At 70.1% G+C, this 15,403-nt stretch carries 17 protein-coding genes; 11 read left to right on the top strand and 6 right to left on the bottom strand.

Features of this window, described 5'->3' with window-relative positions:
- Positions 1–99 precede the first annotated feature (99 nt).
- Positions 100–2,454, top strand: coding sequence for an immune inhibitor A domain-containing protein (locus B4U46_RS13650; protein WP_079427336.1), 2,355 nt, complete (start codon positions 100–102; stop codon positions 2,452–2,454).
- A 112-nt stretch (positions 2,455–2,566) separates the two neighbouring features.
- On the top strand, positions 2,567–2,869 hold the full coding sequence (locus tag B4U46_RS13645) for a hypothetical protein (RefSeq protein ID WP_079427334.1): 303 nt from the start codon (positions 2,567–2,569) through the stop codon (positions 2,867–2,869).
- Between the two features lie 97 nt (positions 2,870–2,966).
- On the opposite strand, the gene B4U46_RS13640 is transcribed toward B4U46_RS13645, so the two are convergent.
- Positions 2,967–3,572: an isochorismatase family protein gene (locus B4U46_RS13640; protein WP_079427332.1), complete on the bottom strand. Its 606-nt coding sequence runs from the start codon at positions 3,570–3,572 to the stop codon at positions 2,967–2,969.
- 334 nt (positions 3,573–3,906) lie between these two features.
- Positions 3,907–5,235 (bottom strand): nicotinate phosphoribosyltransferase, encoded by a 1,329-nt coding sequence (locus B4U46_RS13635; protein WP_079427330.1) that lies wholly within the window; start codon positions 5,233–5,235, stop codon positions 3,907–3,909.
- Between the two features lie 114 nt (positions 5,236–5,349).
- Between B4U46_RS13635 and clpS the strand changes: the two genes are divergently transcribed.
- The 7 genes from clpS (at position 5,350) to B4U46_RS13605 (ending at position 10,091) form a co-directional block, all read left to right on the top strand.
- A complete protein-coding gene (gene clpS / locus B4U46_RS13630) occupies positions 5,350–5,664 on the top strand; it encodes an ATP-dependent Clp protease adapter ClpS (protein ID WP_079427328.1) in 315 nt (104 codons plus the stop codon).
- Positions 5,664–6,263, top strand: a complete 600-nt coding sequence (locus B4U46_RS13625) for a DUF2017 domain-containing protein (protein ID WP_079427326.1) — start codon at positions 5,664–5,666, stop codon at positions 6,261–6,263. The genes clpS and B4U46_RS13625 overlap by 1 nt, the downstream gene beginning before the upstream one ends.
- 317 nt (positions 6,264–6,580) lie before the next feature.
- Complete coding sequence (locus B4U46_RS13620; RefSeq protein ID WP_079427324.1) at positions 6,581–8,032, top strand: amino acid permease; 1,452 nt, start codon at positions 6,581–6,583, stop codon at positions 8,030–8,032.
- Between the two features lie 135 nt (positions 8,033–8,167).
- Complete coding sequence (locus B4U46_RS13615) at positions 8,168–8,590, top strand: Mov34/MPN/PAD-1 family protein (protein ID WP_079427322.1); 423 nt, start codon at positions 8,168–8,170, stop codon at positions 8,588–8,590.
- Positions 8,591–8,667: 77 nt separating this feature from the next.
- Positions 8,668–8,775 carry a putative leader peptide gene (locus B4U46_RS40315; protein WP_311736929.1) on the top strand — a complete coding sequence of 36 codons (108 nt, stop codon included), beginning with the start codon at positions 8,668–8,670 and terminating at the stop codon, positions 8,773–8,775.
- Between the two features lie 87 nt (positions 8,776–8,862).
- Positions 8,863–9,141: a MoaD/ThiS family protein gene (locus tag B4U46_RS13610; RefSeq protein WP_079427320.1), complete on the top strand. Its 279-nt coding sequence runs from the start codon at positions 8,863–8,865 to the stop codon at positions 9,139–9,141.
- Positions 9,141–10,091, top strand: a complete 951-nt coding sequence (locus B4U46_RS13605) for a PLP-dependent cysteine synthase family protein (RefSeq protein WP_079427318.1) — start codon at positions 9,141–9,143, stop codon at positions 10,089–10,091. The genes B4U46_RS13610 and B4U46_RS13605 overlap by 1 nt, the downstream gene beginning before the upstream one ends.
- 179 nt (positions 10,092–10,270) lie before the next feature.
- On the opposite strand, the gene B4U46_RS13600 is transcribed toward B4U46_RS13605, so the two are convergent.
- Together B4U46_RS13600 and B4U46_RS13595 are read right to left on the bottom strand one after the other, a co-directional pair.
- Entirely contained in the window at positions 10,271–10,624 is a 354-nt protein-coding gene (locus B4U46_RS13600) for a DUF488 domain-containing protein (protein WP_185117283.1), read from the bottom strand.
- On the bottom strand, positions 10,621–11,043 hold the full coding sequence (locus B4U46_RS13595) for a hypothetical protein (protein WP_079427313.1): 423 nt from the start codon (positions 11,041–11,043) through the stop codon (positions 10,621–10,623). Before B4U46_RS13595 ends, B4U46_RS13600 begins: the two co-directional genes overlap by 4 nt.
- Before the next feature lie 217 nt (positions 11,044–11,260).
- Between B4U46_RS13595 and B4U46_RS13590 the strand changes: the two genes are divergently transcribed.
- The gene (locus tag B4U46_RS13590) at positions 11,261–12,013 is read left to right on the top strand and encodes an MBL fold metallo-hydrolase (protein WP_079427311.1); all 753 of its coding nucleotides are present in this window, start codon (positions 11,261–11,263) and stop codon (positions 12,011–12,013) included.
- A 91-nt stretch (positions 12,014–12,104) separates the two neighbouring features.
- On the opposite strand, the gene B4U46_RS13585 is transcribed toward B4U46_RS13590, so the two are convergent.
- Together B4U46_RS13585 and B4U46_RS13580 are read right to left on the bottom strand one after the other, a co-directional pair.
- Positions 12,105–13,361 (bottom strand): PTS transporter subunit EIIC, encoded by a 1,257-nt coding sequence (locus tag B4U46_RS13585; protein ID WP_079427309.1) that lies wholly within the window; start codon positions 13,359–13,361, stop codon positions 12,105–12,107.
- Positions 13,362–13,615: 254 nt separating this feature from the next.
- Positions 13,616–14,917, bottom strand: coding sequence for a PTS transporter subunit EIIC (locus B4U46_RS13580; protein ID WP_079427307.1), 1,302 nt, complete (start codon positions 14,915–14,917; stop codon positions 13,616–13,618).
- A gap of 138 nt (positions 14,918–15,055) precedes the next feature.
- Here B4U46_RS13580 and B4U46_RS13575 point away from each other — a divergent pair, with 138 nt between their 5' ends.
- A complete protein-coding gene (locus B4U46_RS13575) occupies positions 15,056–15,367 on the top strand; it encodes a PTS glucose/sucrose transporter subunit IIB (RefSeq protein WP_272482321.1) in 312 nt (103 codons plus the stop codon).
- The last annotated feature ends 36 nt before the right edge of the window (positions 15,368–15,403 follow it).

Genomic DNA, 15,403 nt, shown 5'->3' with positions numbered 1-15,403 from the left:
TTCCGACCAACGCCCGCGGCCGCGGGAGGGGAACGACATCAAGTGACCGGCAACTCCGCAAGGCGTCGCGCGCTGCGCGCCGCCGCAGTTGGCGTGACCATGGCGGCCACCGCCGCCACCGGCGCCATGTTCACCACGGCCCAGGCCAACACCAGTTGGGGCGGCGTACCCGCCTCCGGCAAGCAGGACCCGACCGCTCCTGCCCAGGAGAAGGTCAAGCACGACCTGGAGACCCCGTTCAGCAAGCAGCAGGCGCAGGAGCGCGAGGCTGCCCTTGACCAGGTGCTGGCGGGCAAGAAGCAGGTCGAGCAGCGCGGTGCCTCGAAGGTCGTCAAGCTCGACGACAAGAAGTACGTCGAGCTCGGCCGCGAGAAGACCGACAAGATCTTCACCATCCTCGTCGACTTCGGCGACCAGGTCGACAACACGACCATGTTCGACCCGGACGGCCCGGCCGGCCCGAAGCCGCCGCAGCCCAAGTACGGGGGCACGCCCGGCCCGCTGCACAACCAGATCGCGCAGCCCGACCGCGCGACCAACAACAGCACCGCCTGGCGCAAGGACTTCAGCCGCGACTACTTCCAGGACCTGTACTTCGGTACCGGCCAGGGCAAGAACTCGCTGAAGACCTACTACGAGAAGACCTCCTCGGGCCGCTACTCGGTCGACGGCCAGGTCGCCGACTGGGTCAAGATCCCGTACAACGAGGCCCGTTACGGCTCGAACTACTGCGGCCAGACCAACTGCTCCAACGTGTGGGACGCCGTCCGCGACGGCGTGAACGCGTGGGTGGACGGGCAGAAGAAGGCCGGCAAGACCGACGCCGAGATCAAGGCCACCCTGGCGCAGTACGACCAGTGGGACCGCAACGACTACGACGGCGACGGCAACTTCAACGAGCCCGACGGCTACATCGACCACTTCCAGATCGTCCACGCGGGCGAGGACGAGTCGGCCGGCGGCGGCGTGCAGGGCACCAACGCGCTGTGGGCGCACCGCTGGTACGCGTACGGCACGGACGTCGGCAAGACCGGTCCGGCCAACAACAAGGCCGGCGGTACCCAGATCGGCGACACCGGCATGTGGGTCGGCGACTACACGATGCAGCCGGAGAACGGCGGCCTCGGCGTCTTCGCGCACGAGTACGGCCACGACCTCGGTCTGCCGGACCTCTACGACACCTCCGGTGGCGGCGAGAACTCGGTCGGCTTCTGGTCCCTGATGTCGGCGGGCTCCTGGCTCGGCGAGGGCAAGGACTCCATAGGCGACCTCCCGGGCGACATGACCGCCTGGGACAAGCTCCAGCTGGGCTGGCTGAACTACGACACGGCCAAGGCCGCGACGAAGTCCACGCACAAGCTGGGTGTCTCGGAGTACAACACCAAGGACAAGCAGGCGCTGGTCGTCGAGCTGCCCAAGAAGCAGGTCAAGACCGACATCGTCGCTCCCGCCGAGGGTTCCTCGCAGTGGTGGAGCCAGATGGGTGACGACCTCAAGAACACCCTCACCCGCTCCGTCGACCTGACGGGCAAGAAGGCCGCGGCCCTCTCCCTCAAGGGCTGGTGGGACATCGAGCAGGACTACGACTTCCTGTACACCGAGGTCTCCACGGACGGCGGCGCCACCTGGACCGCCCTGCCCGGCACCGCCGACGGTGCGGCCCTCCCGGCCGACGCCTCCGGCGCCCCCTCGCTGACCGGTGCCTCCGGCGCCTGGAAGTCCCTGAACTTCCCGCTCGACGCCTACGCGGGCAAGAAGATCGACCTCCGCTTCCGCTACCAGACGGACGGCGGCGCGGGCGGCAAGGGCTTCACGGCCGACGCCATCACCCTGACCGCCGACGGCGCGGCGCTGTTCACCGACGGTGCCGAGAACGGCGACAACCGCTGGACCGGCAAGGGCTTCCAGCGGGTCGGCTCGGGCTTCACCAAGGAGTACCCGCAGTACTACATCGCGGAGAACCGCCGCTACGTCTCGTACGACTCCACCCTCAAGGTGGGCCCGTACAACTTCGGCTGGGGCAACTCGAAGCCGAACTGGGTCGAGCACTACCCGTACCAGGACGGCCTGCTGATCTGGCTGTGGGACAAGTCCCAGAAGGACAACAACACGAGCCAGCACCCGGGCTCGGGTCTGATCCTGCCGATCGACGCCAACGCCAAGCCGATGAAGTGGGCCGACGGCACGCTGCTGCGCAACAAGATCCAGCCGTACGACGCCCCGTTCAGCGCCTACTCGACGGACGCGTTCACCCTGCACAAGAACGGCGAGTCGCTCTTCGTCAAGCCGAAGCCGGCCAACCTGGTCTTCGACGACCACAAGGGCAAGTACTACTACGACGAGAACCCGACCGGTTCGGTGAAGGTCGCTGACACCAACACCAAGATCAAGATCGCGAAGGAGACCTACGACGGCCTCCAGATGACGATCGAGGTCGGCCCCTCGGGCAAGTAGTGACCTAAAACCCCAGGTCAAAGCATGATCGGCCGTCGCCCTCTAGCGGGCGGCGGCCGATCGCGTTTAGATGCACGGACGACTGTTCTTATTGACGGGGGAGCTGAGGATCATGCCAGGTGGAGGTTTCGTCAGACTGCCGGGCGGCAGCGTGGTGGTCGCGCTGACGCTGCCGAGGCCGTCCGGCGAGGGCGGAAACGTCCGCGTGCTCGTACACGCCGCGAACCGGGCCCGCGCCCTGACCAGGCTGCGGAACCTCGGCATGCGGGCGGTGTACCTCCGGGGCAACGCCCACCCCCCGACCCCGGACGAGATCACGGCGGTCCTCCACCACCCGGACGGCCTCCTGTGGCGCGGCACCCCGGACGGCACGGCGGAGCTGTGGCACCCGATCCGGGCCCTGCTGGGGCACTAGCGGCCCGGGCCGGCCCCTCGAACCCCCTGGACGGCCTCAGGCCGGTTCCGCCAGGGGGTGGGCTCCCCGCTGCGGTGGGGGAAGGGCTGGGCGGGGGTCAGGCGTGGGGGTGGTCGCCCGCGGTGCCGACGAGGGTGACCCCGGCCGCCCGGAGGTCCTCCAGGGCCTTCGCGGTGGTGTGGGGGGCCACGGCGGCCGTCAGGTCCAGGAGGACGCGGGTGGCGAAGCCCTCGCGGGCGGCGTCGAGTGCGGTGGCGCGGACGCAGTGGTCGGTGGCGATGCCCACGACGTCCACCTCGCTCACGTGGCGCTCGCGCAGCCACTGGGCGAGGCTGTCGCCGTTCTCGTCGGCGCCCTCGAACCCGCTGTACGCGGCCTCGTACGCGCCCTTGTCGAAGACGGCGGCGACCGCGCCGGAGGCGACGGCGGGCGCGAAGTTCGGGTGGAACCCGACGCCCTCGGTCCCGGCGACGCAGTGCGGGGGCCAGGAGTTCTCGTAGTCCGGCTCGGCCGGGGGGCGGGCGAAGTGCGCGCCGGGGTCGATGTGGTGGTCGCGCGTGGCCACGACGTGCCGGTAGCCGGCCGTGGCGTTCCCGATCAGCTCGGTGATCGCGGCGGCGACGTCGGCGCCGCCGGTTACCGCGAGGCTGCCGCCTTCGCAGAAGTCGTTCTGTACGTCGACGACGATCAGTGCGCGGTGCATGTCGCGTGCCCTTCGGCTCGGTGTGGATGGTTCTTCGGTGCGGCGGCGCGTCGGGGCCCTGCGGGTGCTCTTCCCCCACCCCGCCCCTTCCCGAAACTGGGGGCCGGACCCCCAGCCCCCGGCTACCGCCGGAGAACCCCCAGGCGGGGCGGCCGGCTGGCCCCGGGGTTAGGCGGGCCCGCACCGCCCCCGGGCCCGCACCGCCCCCGGGGCTGCCCGCCCCCGGGCCTGCTCGCCCCCGGGCCTGCCCGGCCCCGGGCCCGCACCATCCCCGGGCCTGCCCCGGCCCGGGGTTGCCGGGGTCGGGTCGGGCCCCGGGAGGGGCGGTGCGGGGTTAGGCGTACTCCGTCGGGATGACCGGTTCGCCGCGGGACAGCTGTGTCGCCGACAGCGGCAGGCCCGCGCGGGCGCGTGCGTGGCGGGTGCGGGCCGTGTCCAGGGGTTCGCGGGCCACCACCTCGCCCGCCTTGACCAGCTGGACCAGCAGCTGCCGGTCCGCCAGGGCCGTCGGGACCGGGCCCGTCCCGACCACCTCGGCCTCCGCCACGCCCTCGGCGTCCAGCCGCCGCGCCGCCCACTTGCGGCCGCCGATCGAGGTCTTCCCGCCGGAGGACTTCTTCGCCACCGGAACGAGCGGGGCCTTCGGGTCCGCCGACTCCGCCCGTGCGACCAGCTTGTAGACCATCGAGCACGTCGGGTGCCCGCTGCCCGTCACCAGCTGCGTGCCCACCCCGTAGGCGTCCACCGGCGCCGCCGCCAGTGAGGCGATGGCGTACTCGTCCAGGTCGGAGGTGACCACGATCCGGGTGTCCGTCGCCCCCAGCTCGTCCAGCTGCTGCCGCACCCGGTGCGCGACCAGCAGCAGGTCGCCGGAGTCGATCCGGACCGCGCCCAGCCCCGTTCCGGCCACCTCCACCGCCGTGCGGACGGCCTCCGCGACGTCGTAGGTGTCCACCAGCAGGGTGGTCCCGGAGCCCAGCGAGGCCACCTGCGCGGTGAAGGCGTCGCGCTCCGTGTCGTGCAGGAGGGTGAAGGCGTGCGCGCTGGTGCCGACCGTGGGGATCCCGTACCGGAACCCGGCCGCCAGGTCGGAGGTGGAGGTGAAGCCGCCCACGTACGCGGCCCGCGAGGCCGCGACCGCCGCCAGCTCGTGGGTGCGGCGCGCCCCCATCTCGATCAGCGGCCGCCCGCCCGCCGCCGAGGCCATCCGGGAGGCGGCCGCCGCGATGGCCGAGTCGTGGTTGAGGATCGACAGGACGACCGTCTCCAGCAGCACGCACTCGGCGAAGCTGCCCTCGACCCGCAGCACCGGCGATCCGGGGAAGTAGACCTCCCCCTCCGGGTAGCCCCAGATGTCACCCGAGAAGCGGTACGAGGCCAGCCAGTCCAGGGTCCGCATGTCGACGACGGCCCGCTCGCGCAGGAACTCCAGCACGGCTCCGTCGAAACGGAAGTTCTCCACGGCGTCCAGGACGCGCCCGGTCCCCGCCAGCACCCCGTAGCGCCGCCCCTCGGGCAGGCGCCGGGTGAAGACCTCGAAGACGGAGCGTCGGTCGGCCGTGCCGTTGGCCAGCGCGGCCTGCAGCATCGTGAGCTCGTAATGGTCCGTGAAGAGCGCTGTCGACGGCACGTCCACCGGCAGGCCCAGGTCCGCAGGGTTCATGTCACGGATGCTAGCGCACATCTCGTCAAACTGACGAGATGTGGTCCGGAGGGCGGGACGGCGCGGAGCCCGGCAGGGGGCCCGTTTGTGCGACGGGCCTGTCGCAGTGGCAGCATGGGACGAGTGAGTGTTGCTCCGATTGAGATCGAACGGACCGAATCGGCTGAGGAGACCTACGCGGTCCCGGAACCGGACGTCCCCTGGGTGACCCTGGTCCACAACGACCCGGTCAACCTCATGAGCTACGTGACGTACGTGTTCCAGGCGTACTTCGGCTACCCCAAGGACAAGGCGACCAGGCTGATGCTCGACGTCCACAACAAGGGACGGGCGGTCGTCTCCAGCGGCACCCGCGAGGAGATGGAGCGCGACGTGCAGGCCATGCACGGGTACGGGCTCTGGGCGACCCTCTCGCAGGACCGCAACTGATGGGCGGCGTGTTCGAGCCCCTGAAGGGCGGCGGGGCCGCCGTCGCGCTGGACGAGATCGAGATCTCCATCCTGCGCTCCCTCGCGGTGCAGCTGCTGGAGCTGATCGGCCCCGGCGAGCCGGAGCCCGCCGAGGACGCCGACCCCCTCGCCGTGCTGTTCGCCGCCGAGGGCCCCACCGAGCCCCCGTCCGACCCGGCGCTGGCCCGGCTGTTCCCCGACGCCTACGGGGGCCCGGGCGCCGCGGCTGGCGAGGACCCGGAGGAGCTGCGGGCCCGCTCGGCGGAGTTCCGCCGCTTCACCGAGAACGACCTGCGCACCCGCAAGCGGGAGGACGCGCTGGCCGTCGTGCGCAGCCTCGACGCGCTCACCCCGGCCAGCGACGGCGCGGCGGTGCTGGAGCTGTCCGGGGAACTGCCGCTGCGCTGGCTCGGCGCCCTCAACGACCTGCGGCTGACCATCGCCGCCCGGCTGGAGATCACCGAGGACGAGCAGAGCGGGGAGTTCTACCGGCTGCCGGACGACGACCCGCGCAAGCCGATGGTGATGGCCTACCTCTGGCTCGGCGGTCTCCAGGAGACCCTCATCGAAACCCTCTGAGGATCCTCAAGCGCGCACACCGTTCGCTCAGCGGACGCTCAAATCCGGATAACGATCAGATCACCGCCATGCGGTGATCTGATCTCTTTCAGGCCATATGTCCCGATTTAACCCCTCCCTGCGTCGCATTTCGCCCCTTCCTCCACCCCTAAGCGCGTGATAAATCTTCACGACCGCCGCCGGGACGCCACCCATGTCCCCCGGCCCGCTTGAACCGGCTGACCGCCGGGTGCAACTCCATCCGTATCCGGGGGGATCGAGGACCCGATCCGCAGCCGTCTCAGGCGCGGGTCGGCGTGGAGAAAGGCGCACCAAACATGACCTCTGTGCAGGTCGAGCAGCACGACAGGACGCCCGGCGAGGGCGCACAGGGCGAGGGCGACGGCGAGGGTTACCACCGCGCGCTCGGCGCCCGCCAGATCCAGATGATCGCGATCGGCGGGGCCATCGGCACCGGCCTGTTCCTGGGCGCGGGCAAGGCGATCTCCAAGGCCGGGCCCAGCCTCATCCTGGCCTACGCCATCGTCGGCCTGGTCATCTTCTTCATCATGCGGGCCCTGGGCGAACTGCTCATGTACCGCCCCGTCTCGGGCTCCTTCTCCGACTACGCCCGCGAGTTCCTCGGCCCGTTCTGGGGTTACGCCACCGGCTGGACGTACTGGCTGTTCTGGGTCGTCACCGGCATCACCGAGGTCACCGCCGCCGCGAAGTACATGTCGTACTGGACGCACGACAGCTTCCCGCAGTGGGCCTACGCGCTGATCTTCACGGTCATCCTCTACGCCGCCAACCTGATCTCCGTGAAGCTCTTCGGTGAGCTGGAGTTCTGGTTCTCCATGGTCAAGGTCACCGCCATCGTCGGCATGATCCTGATCTGCGCCGGCATCCTCACCGTCGGCTTCTCCGATGCCGCCGCCGGAGCCTCCGTCTCCAACCTCTGGAACGACCGCGGCTTCTTCCCCAACGGCATCGGCGAGACGCTGATGACCCTGCAGATCGTCGTCTTCGCCTTCCTCGCGGTCGAGCTCGTCGGCGTCACCGCCGGCGAGTCCAAGGACCCCGCGAAGACCCTGCCCAAGGCCATCAACACCGTGCCGTGGCGCATCGCCGTCTTCTACGTCGGCGCGCTCATCATGATCATGTCGGTCATCCCGTGGTCCAACTTCAAGGCCGGCGAGAGCCCCTTCGTCCTCGCCTTCGAGAAGATGGGCCTGGGCATCGGCGCCGCGATCGTCAACTTCGTCGTCCTGACCGCCGCCCTGTCCTCCTGCAACTCGGGCATGTACTCCACCGGCCGCATGCTGCGCGACCTCGCGCTCAACGGCCAGGGCCCGAAGTTCTTCACCAAGCTGACCAAGACCGGCACCCCGCTCGTCGGCACCACCTTCTCCGCCGCCCTCATGCTCGTCGGCGTCTGGATCAACTACGTCGCCCCCGGCAAGGCCTTCGACTACGTCGTCTCCTTCGCCACCATCTCCGGCATGTGGGCCTGGATCGTCATCCTGGTCTGCCAGATCCGCTACCGGGCCAAGGCCGACCGCGGCGAACTGCCCCAGTCCTCCTTCCGCACCCCCGGCGCCCCGTACACCAGCTACTTCTCCCTGGCCTTCATCGGCATGGTCATCGTGATGATGGGCCTCGACAAGGACTCCCGCGTCTCGCTGTACTGCGCGCCGCTGTGGGGTCTGATCCTCGGCGTGTCCTACCTCGTCCTCAAGGCCCGCAACCCCAGCGGCGCCGCGTTCGAGAAGGCCTCGAGCTCCTCGTAGCCCGGGCCGCGAGCCATGGGTCCCGGCCGCCTGTCACCGCCGGGAACCGCGCTCCTGCGGACCTCGTGTCCACCATGCGGGCCCTTCCGTACCACACCTCGGTACGGGAGGGCCCGTCTGCTTATCCTGAGCCCCATGCTGACCCTCACCCAGGCCCTGTACGACCAGATCGTCGAACACGCGCGCAAGGACCACCCCGACGAGGCGTGCGGCGTCGTGGCCGGCCCGGCGGGCACCGGCCGCCCCGAGCGGTTCATCCCGATGCTCAACGCGGCCCGCTCGCCCACGTTCTACGAGTTCGACTCGAAGGACCTCCTGAAGCTCTACCGCGAACTCGACGACCGGGACGAGGAGCCCGTGATCGTCTACCACTCGCACACCGCGACCGAGGCCTACCCCTCGCGCACGGACGTCACCTACGCCAACGAGCCCGGCGCCCACTACGTCCTGGTGTCCACGGCCGACACCGACGGCCTCGGCGAGTTCCAGTTCCGCTCGTACCGGATCGTCGAAGGCGTGATCACGGAGGAAGAAGTGCAGGTCGTAGCCGCCTACTGACCACTATGTGAGCGGCAGACGTCCACGATGCGGGATCACACTCCAAACGGGGGACCGGGAATCGTTAACATGACCGCATGGTTTCCCACGACGTGAGCATCGAGACGCCCGGCAGGCTGCTGCTCGTGGCGCGGCTGCACGTCGACCTGTGCCGCCTCGCCAGCGCCATCTGTCCTGCCGCCTGAGCACCACGGCCCCGCGCGCGGGCCGCACGAGAACGCGCCCGCATTCTTCTCTCCACCTCCTCCTTCACGACACTGGAGCCTGCTGCCATGGCCATCGAGGTCCGCATCCCCACCATCCTCCGCACCTACACCGACGGCGAGAAGGCCGTCACCGGCCAGGGCGCCACCCTCTCCGAGCTGTTCGCGGACCTGGAGACCCGCCACAAGGGCATCGAGGAGCGCATCGTCGAGGGCGGCCAGCTGCGCCGCTTCGTGAACGTCTACCTCAACGACGAGGACGTCCGCTTCATCGACGGCATCGCCACCGCCCTCAAGGACGGCGACAGCGTCACCATCCTCCCGGCCGTGGCCGGCGGCTCGAAGTAATGCGGTACGACTCCCCGCTCGCGGCGGTCGGCAACACCCCGCTGGTCCGCCTGCCGCGGCTGTCCCCCTCGGCGGACGTCCGGATCTGGGCCAAGCTGGAGGACCGCAACCCGACCGGCTCGATCAAGGACCGCCCCGCGCTCCACATGATCGAGCAGGCGGAGAAGGACGGCCGCCTCTTCCCCGGTTGCACCATCCTGGAACCCACCTCCGGCAACACGGGCATCTCGCTCGCCATGGCCGCGAAGCTCAAGGGCTACCGGATCGTGTGCGTGATGCCGGAGAACACCTCGCAGGAGCGCCGCGACCTTCTCGCGATGTGGGGAGCCGAGATCATCTCGTCGCCGGCCGCGGGCGGTTCGAACACCGCGGTGCGGGTGGCCAAGGAGCTGGCGGCGGAGCACCCCGACTGGGTGATGCTCTACCAGTACGGCAACCCCGACAACGCGGGCGCCCACTACGCCACCACCGGCCCCGAGATCCTGGCGGACCTCCCCTCGATCACCCATTTCGTGGCGGGCCTGGGCACGACCGGCACCCTCATGGGCGTCGGCCGCTACCTGCGCGAGCAGGTGCCCGGGGTGAAGATCGTGGCCGCGGAACCGCGGTACGACGACCTCGTCTACGGCCTGCGCAACCTCGACGAGGGCTTCGTCCCCGAGCTGTACGACGCGTCGGTCCTGACGACCCGCTACTCGGTCGGCTCGGCCGACGCGGTGACCCGCACCCGTGAACTCCTCCAGCAGGAGGGCATCTTCGCGGGAGTCTCCACCGGCGCCGCCCTGCACGCGGCGATCGGCGTCGGGCGCAAGGCGGTGGCCGCCGGCGAGTCCGCCGACATCGTGTTCGTCGTGGCCGACGGGGGCTGGAAGTACCTCTCGACGGGCGTCTACACGGCGGCGACGACGGAGGAAGCCATCGAAGTCCTCCAGGGCCAGCTCTGGGCGTAGCCCCCAGGGAGGCGCGCCAAATCCAGCCCCGCCGGCGTTTGAGGCGCTGCGGGCACCTCCCAGCGGTAGCTGGGGGAGGGTCTGGGGGCGGAGCCCCCAGGAACGGGGTCAGGGGCGGAGCCCCTGGGAACGGAGGAAGGGCGGGGCGGGGAGACGGCACCGCGCAGCGGTAGCCGCCCTCACTCCGCCAGGTGCTCCGCCAGGATGGCGGCATGGCTGGACGCCGGGTCACGGACCGCCGTGAGCAGCGTCATCGGCCCGTCCGCCGCCAGCGCCCGCAGCCGGTCCAGTTCCGCCCCCGCCCCCGCGAGCTCCGCCTCGTACCGCGCCCGGAACTCCTGCGCCGACCCGCCCCCGTGGAACCACTTCCGCAGCTCCGCCGACGGCGTCAGCTCCTTCGGCCACTCGTCCACCGCCGCCGCCTCCTTCGACAGCCCGCGCGGCCACAGCCGGTCCACGAGCACCCGTACGCCGTCGGCCCCCGGCTCGGGCGGATCGTAGACCCGCCGCAACCTGACCTCCCGCCCGCTCATCCGCTGCCGCCTCCCAGTCCCTTGGCCTCGTCCCACAGCGCCGGGTCCAGCGTCCCGAGCCTGCGCCGGAACTCCCACACCGAGACCTCCTCCGGCCGGTCCGCCTCCAGGAAGCCGCCGCGTCCGCCGTCCCCCGCCGTGCCGGGCGGCAGCGGGACGACCCCGGGCCGCCGGTCGTCGTACTTGCCGACGATCCACGCCACCCGCGCCGACTCCCGCTGCGGCCGCGCCGACAGCACCAGGCAGGTCCGCCCGTCCGCCAGGCCCCACAGGTCGCCGGCCCGCACCCGCGGCGGCGGCCCGAGCCCGTGCGGCGGCGCCGGGGGCGCACCCGCACGCCTCCTGACGTGCCACGGCAGCAGCACCACCCCCACCACGGCGACCGCCGCCACCACGGCGAACCACCAGGACGTGTCCATAAACCGACCGTAGCCGTGACGGCCACCCCCGGCGCGGCAGCGACACCGCGGCGACATGGCAACGCCCGTACCACTCGTCGCTCCCCTGGGTGACAGCACAGGTGATTCCCCCCACAACGGCCTGCCGCGGAGGAGCGACCGAAGGTTTCGCGCCTTACGCTCGACGCACGCACGGCCCGCAATCCGTCCACGGACCGTCCACGGAGGTTCACGCTCCATGAAGCTCACCGTCGTCGGCTGTTCGGGGTCGTTCCCGTCCGCGGATTCGGCTTGCTCGAGTTATCTCGTAGAGGCCGACGGCTTCCGGCTGCTCCTCGACATGGGCAACGGCTCCCTCGGCGCCCTCCAGCGCCACTGCGGTCTCTACGACCTCGACGCGATCTTCCTGAGCCATCTGCACGCCGACCACTGCATCGACATGTGCGCGTACTTCGTCGCCCGCTACTACCGGCACGAGGGCGGCCGCTGCGCCCCCCTGCCCGTGTACGGGCCGGAAGGCACCGAGCAGCGCCTGACCACGGCCTACGAGGACGTCCCGGACGAGCGCTCCATGAGCGAGGTCTTCGACTTCCGGACCCTGAAGTCCGGCAGTTTCGAGATCGGCCCGTTCACGGTCCGCACCGAGCGGGTCTGCCACCCGGTCGAGTCCTACGGGATCCGCATCGAGCACGGCGGCCGGGTGCTCGCGTACTCCGGGGACACCGGGGTCTGCCCCGAGCTGGGGGCGCTGGCCGAGGGCGCCGACCTGTTCCTGTGCGAGGCCTCCTTCACCCACGGCAAGGAGGCCATCCCGGACCTCCACCTCAACGGCCGCGAGGCCGGGGAGTACGCACGAGCCGCCCGGGTCGGGCGGCTCGTGCTGACGCACATCCCGCCGTGGACGGACGCCGGACAGAACCTCGCGGACGCCCGCGCGGTCTACGACGGCCGCGTCGACCTCGCGTACGCCGGCGCCGTCTACGAGGTCTGAGCCGCGCCGGGTAGCCCCGGCACGAACGACGGAGCCCCCGCCTCCCTTCCGGGAGAGCGGGGGCTCCGTCGCGTAGTGCCGCCTACGAAACTTACTTCGCCTCGGCCTTCGCCAGCTCGGCGAGCTCCTCGTCGGACTCGCGGCCCGGCGTCGGGAGGTTCCACTTGGTGATCGCGAAGCGGAAGATCACGTAGTAGAGCGCCGCGAAGCAGAGGCCGACCAGCGCCAGACCGGCCGGGTTCGTGGCCTTGCCGAGGTTCAGCAGGTAGTCGATGGCGCCGGCGGAGAAGCCGAAGCCGTCCTTCATCCCCAGCGCCCAGGTCAGGGCCATGGAGACACCGGTCAGGACCGCGTGGACGGCGTAGAGCACCGGTGCGATGAACATGAAGGTGAACTCGATGGGCTCGGTCACGCCGGTGACGAACGAGGTCAGCGCGAGGGAGAACATCATGCCGCCGACGACCTTGCGGCGCTCGGGGCGGGCGCAGTGGACGATCGCCAGGCACGCGGCCGGCAGGGCGAACATCATGATCGGGAAGAAGCCGGTCATGAACTGTCCGGCGCTCGGGTCGCCGGCGAGGAAGCGGGCGATGTCGCCGCTCTTGCCGTTGTACTCGCCCGCCTGGAACCACGGGAAGGAGTTGAGCAGGTGGTGCATGCCGACCGCGATCAGACCGCGGTTGGCGACGCCGAAGATGCCCGCGCCGACGGCGCCCGAGCCGACGAGCCACTCACCGAAGCCGTGCAGACCGGTGCCGAGGACCGGCCAGATGAGACCGAAGACGATGCCGATCAGCAGACCGGCGAAGGCCGAGAGGATCGGGACGAGACGGCGGCCGCCGAAGAAGCCCGCCCACTCGGGCAGCTTGGTCCGGTAGAACTTCTGGTAGATCAGGGCCACGACGAGACCCATCACGACGCCGCCGAGCACCTTGGCGTCCACCGGGGCCTCGACCATGGCGATCTTCCCGTCGACCACCTTGGCGATCTTCGGGAGGTTGGAGTCGGTGAACGTGGCGAGCACGTTCTTGAAGACCAGGTAGCCCGTGACGGCGGCCAGGGCCGTCGAGCCGTCGGACTTCTTCGCGTAGCCGATCGCGATGCCCACGGCGAACAGCAGCGCCATGTTGTCCAGGATCGCGCCGCCGCCCGCGGACATGTAGCCGGCGATCTTGTTGATGAACTCCGGCATCGAGGCCGAGCCCAGCATGTCCTTGTCGCCGAGACGGACCAGCAGTGCGGCGGCCGGCAGCACCGCGACGGGGAGCATGAGGCTCCGGCCGATGCGCTGCATGACGGCCATCACGCCAGCGCCCTTCTTCTTCTCCGCAGCGGTCGCTGTGGACATGGGCTTCCTCCATTGGGCAAGGCGCTGCCAGGGGACAGGGGAAAATGGGGTGGCGGCGTCTCGGAAGAGACCACTGGGCTGCTCGGGCGGCCTGCATGGTCTACACCATTAGGTGGTGTAGACCAGTTGTAGCACGGTCGGGGTTAGATAAGGAACCTTCGATTTTGTGTGGCCTGGACCACAGGACGAAGGGCCTCCGGATCCTCGGATCCGAAGGCCCTTGCCCTGTGCCGCACGGCGGTTCCCGCCATGCGCTACGCCTTGGTGTTCTCCGCCTGCATCGCCGCGATCTCCTCGTCCGACTCCCGACCCGGCGTCGGGATGCCGAACGCCGTGATGGCGAAGCGGAAGATGACGTAGTACACGACCGCGAAGCACAGCCCGATCGGGATGATCAGCCACGGCTTCGTCGCCAGCCCCCAGTTGATGACGTAGTCGATCAGACCCGCCGAGAAGCTGAACCCGTCGTGCACCCCCAGCGCCCACGTCACCGCCATCGACACCCCCGTCAGCACGGCGTGCACCGCGTACAGCAGCGGCGCCACGAAGAGGAAGGAGTACTCCAGCGGCTCCGTGATCCCCGTGACGAACGAGGTCAGCCCCACCGACAGCATCAGGCCCCCGACCTCCTTGCGCCGCAGCGGCTTCGCGCAGTGCGTGATCGCCAGCGCCGCCGCCGGCAGCGCGAACATCATGATCGGGAAGAACCCGCTCAGGAACAGGCCGGCGTGCGGGTCGCCCGCCAGGAACATGTTGATGTCACCGTGCTTCACCTGACCCTCGGGCGTGGTGAACGAACCGAACTGGAACCACACCGGCACGTTCAGGAACTGGTGCAGCCCGATCACCAGCAGCGCCCTGTTCGCCACACCGAAGATCCCCGCACCCCACGCCCCCAGACCGATCAGCCAGTCCGAGAAGTGCTCCAGCGCACCGCCCACCGGCGGCCAGACCCACAGGCACACCACCGCGAACGCGATCGCCACGAACGCCATGATGATCGGCACCAGCCGGCGCCCGTTGAAGAACCCCAGCCAGTCCACCAGCTTCACCCGGTGGTACCGCTGCCAGAACCACGCCGCCAGCAGCCCCATCACGATCCCGCCGAACACCCCCGGATTCTGGTACGTGTACCCCGCGAACGTGTCCGCCGGCGTCAGGCAGCCACCCCCGACGTCCCTGGTCCCCACGGGGCAGTCCTTCGGAAACGCGCGCAGCACCCCCCGGTAGACGAGGAACCCCGCCACCGCCGCCAGCGCCGTCGACCCGTCCGCCTTCTTGGCCATCCCGATCGCCACACCCACGCAGAACAGCAGCGGAAGCCCCAGCTCGGGGTCGAGCAGCGCCCCGCCCGCACCCGCCATCACCTTGGCCACCGGCGCCCAGTCCAGCCCGTCCTTGCCGAACACGTCCGGCTGCCCCAGCCGGTTGAGGATGCCCGCCGCCGGCAGCACTGCGATCGGCAGCTGCAGACTGCGCCCCATCTTCTGCAACCCCGGGTACAGGCCGCTCCACCACTTCGGCTGCGGTGCCGCTTCGGCACTGCTCGCGCTCATCGCGTCCTCCCTGGGCCGGCCCGTTTTGGCAGCCGCACCGCGTACGGCACACTGGTGTAGACCAGTTGTGGGGCAGGGTGCTGCTGATCGTCATCATTCGGCAGACCCCAGACCCGTGCTCGCGTAGATAGGCCAACCGTGAGCTACCGTGACGAAGCGGACGCAGCTGGTAACGGCCGCCGAGACTCGTTCTTCGCCACACTCAGGGAGAAACACATGGCCACCAAGGCTGAGAAGATCGTCGCCGGGCTCGGCGGAATCGAAAACATCGAAGAGGTCGAGGGCTGCATCACCCGCCTGCGCACCGAGGTCGTCAACCCCGACCTCGTCGACGAGGCCGCCCTCAAGGCCGCCGGCGCCCACGGCGTCGTCCGCATGGGCACCGCCGTGCAGGTCGTCATCGGCACCGACGCCGACCCGATCGCCGGCGAAATCGAAGACATGATGTGAACCGCCCCCGCGGAGCATGACCAGGACCCCGTACCG

Source organism: Streptomyces katrae, from assembly GCF_002028425.1.
GTDB classification, from domain to species: domain Bacteria; phylum Actinomycetota; class Actinomycetes; order Streptomycetales; family Streptomycetaceae; genus Streptomyces; species Streptomyces katrae_A.
Note: the sequence above shows the minus strand (reverse complement) of the source record. Positions and strands in the feature narration are given on the sequence as shown.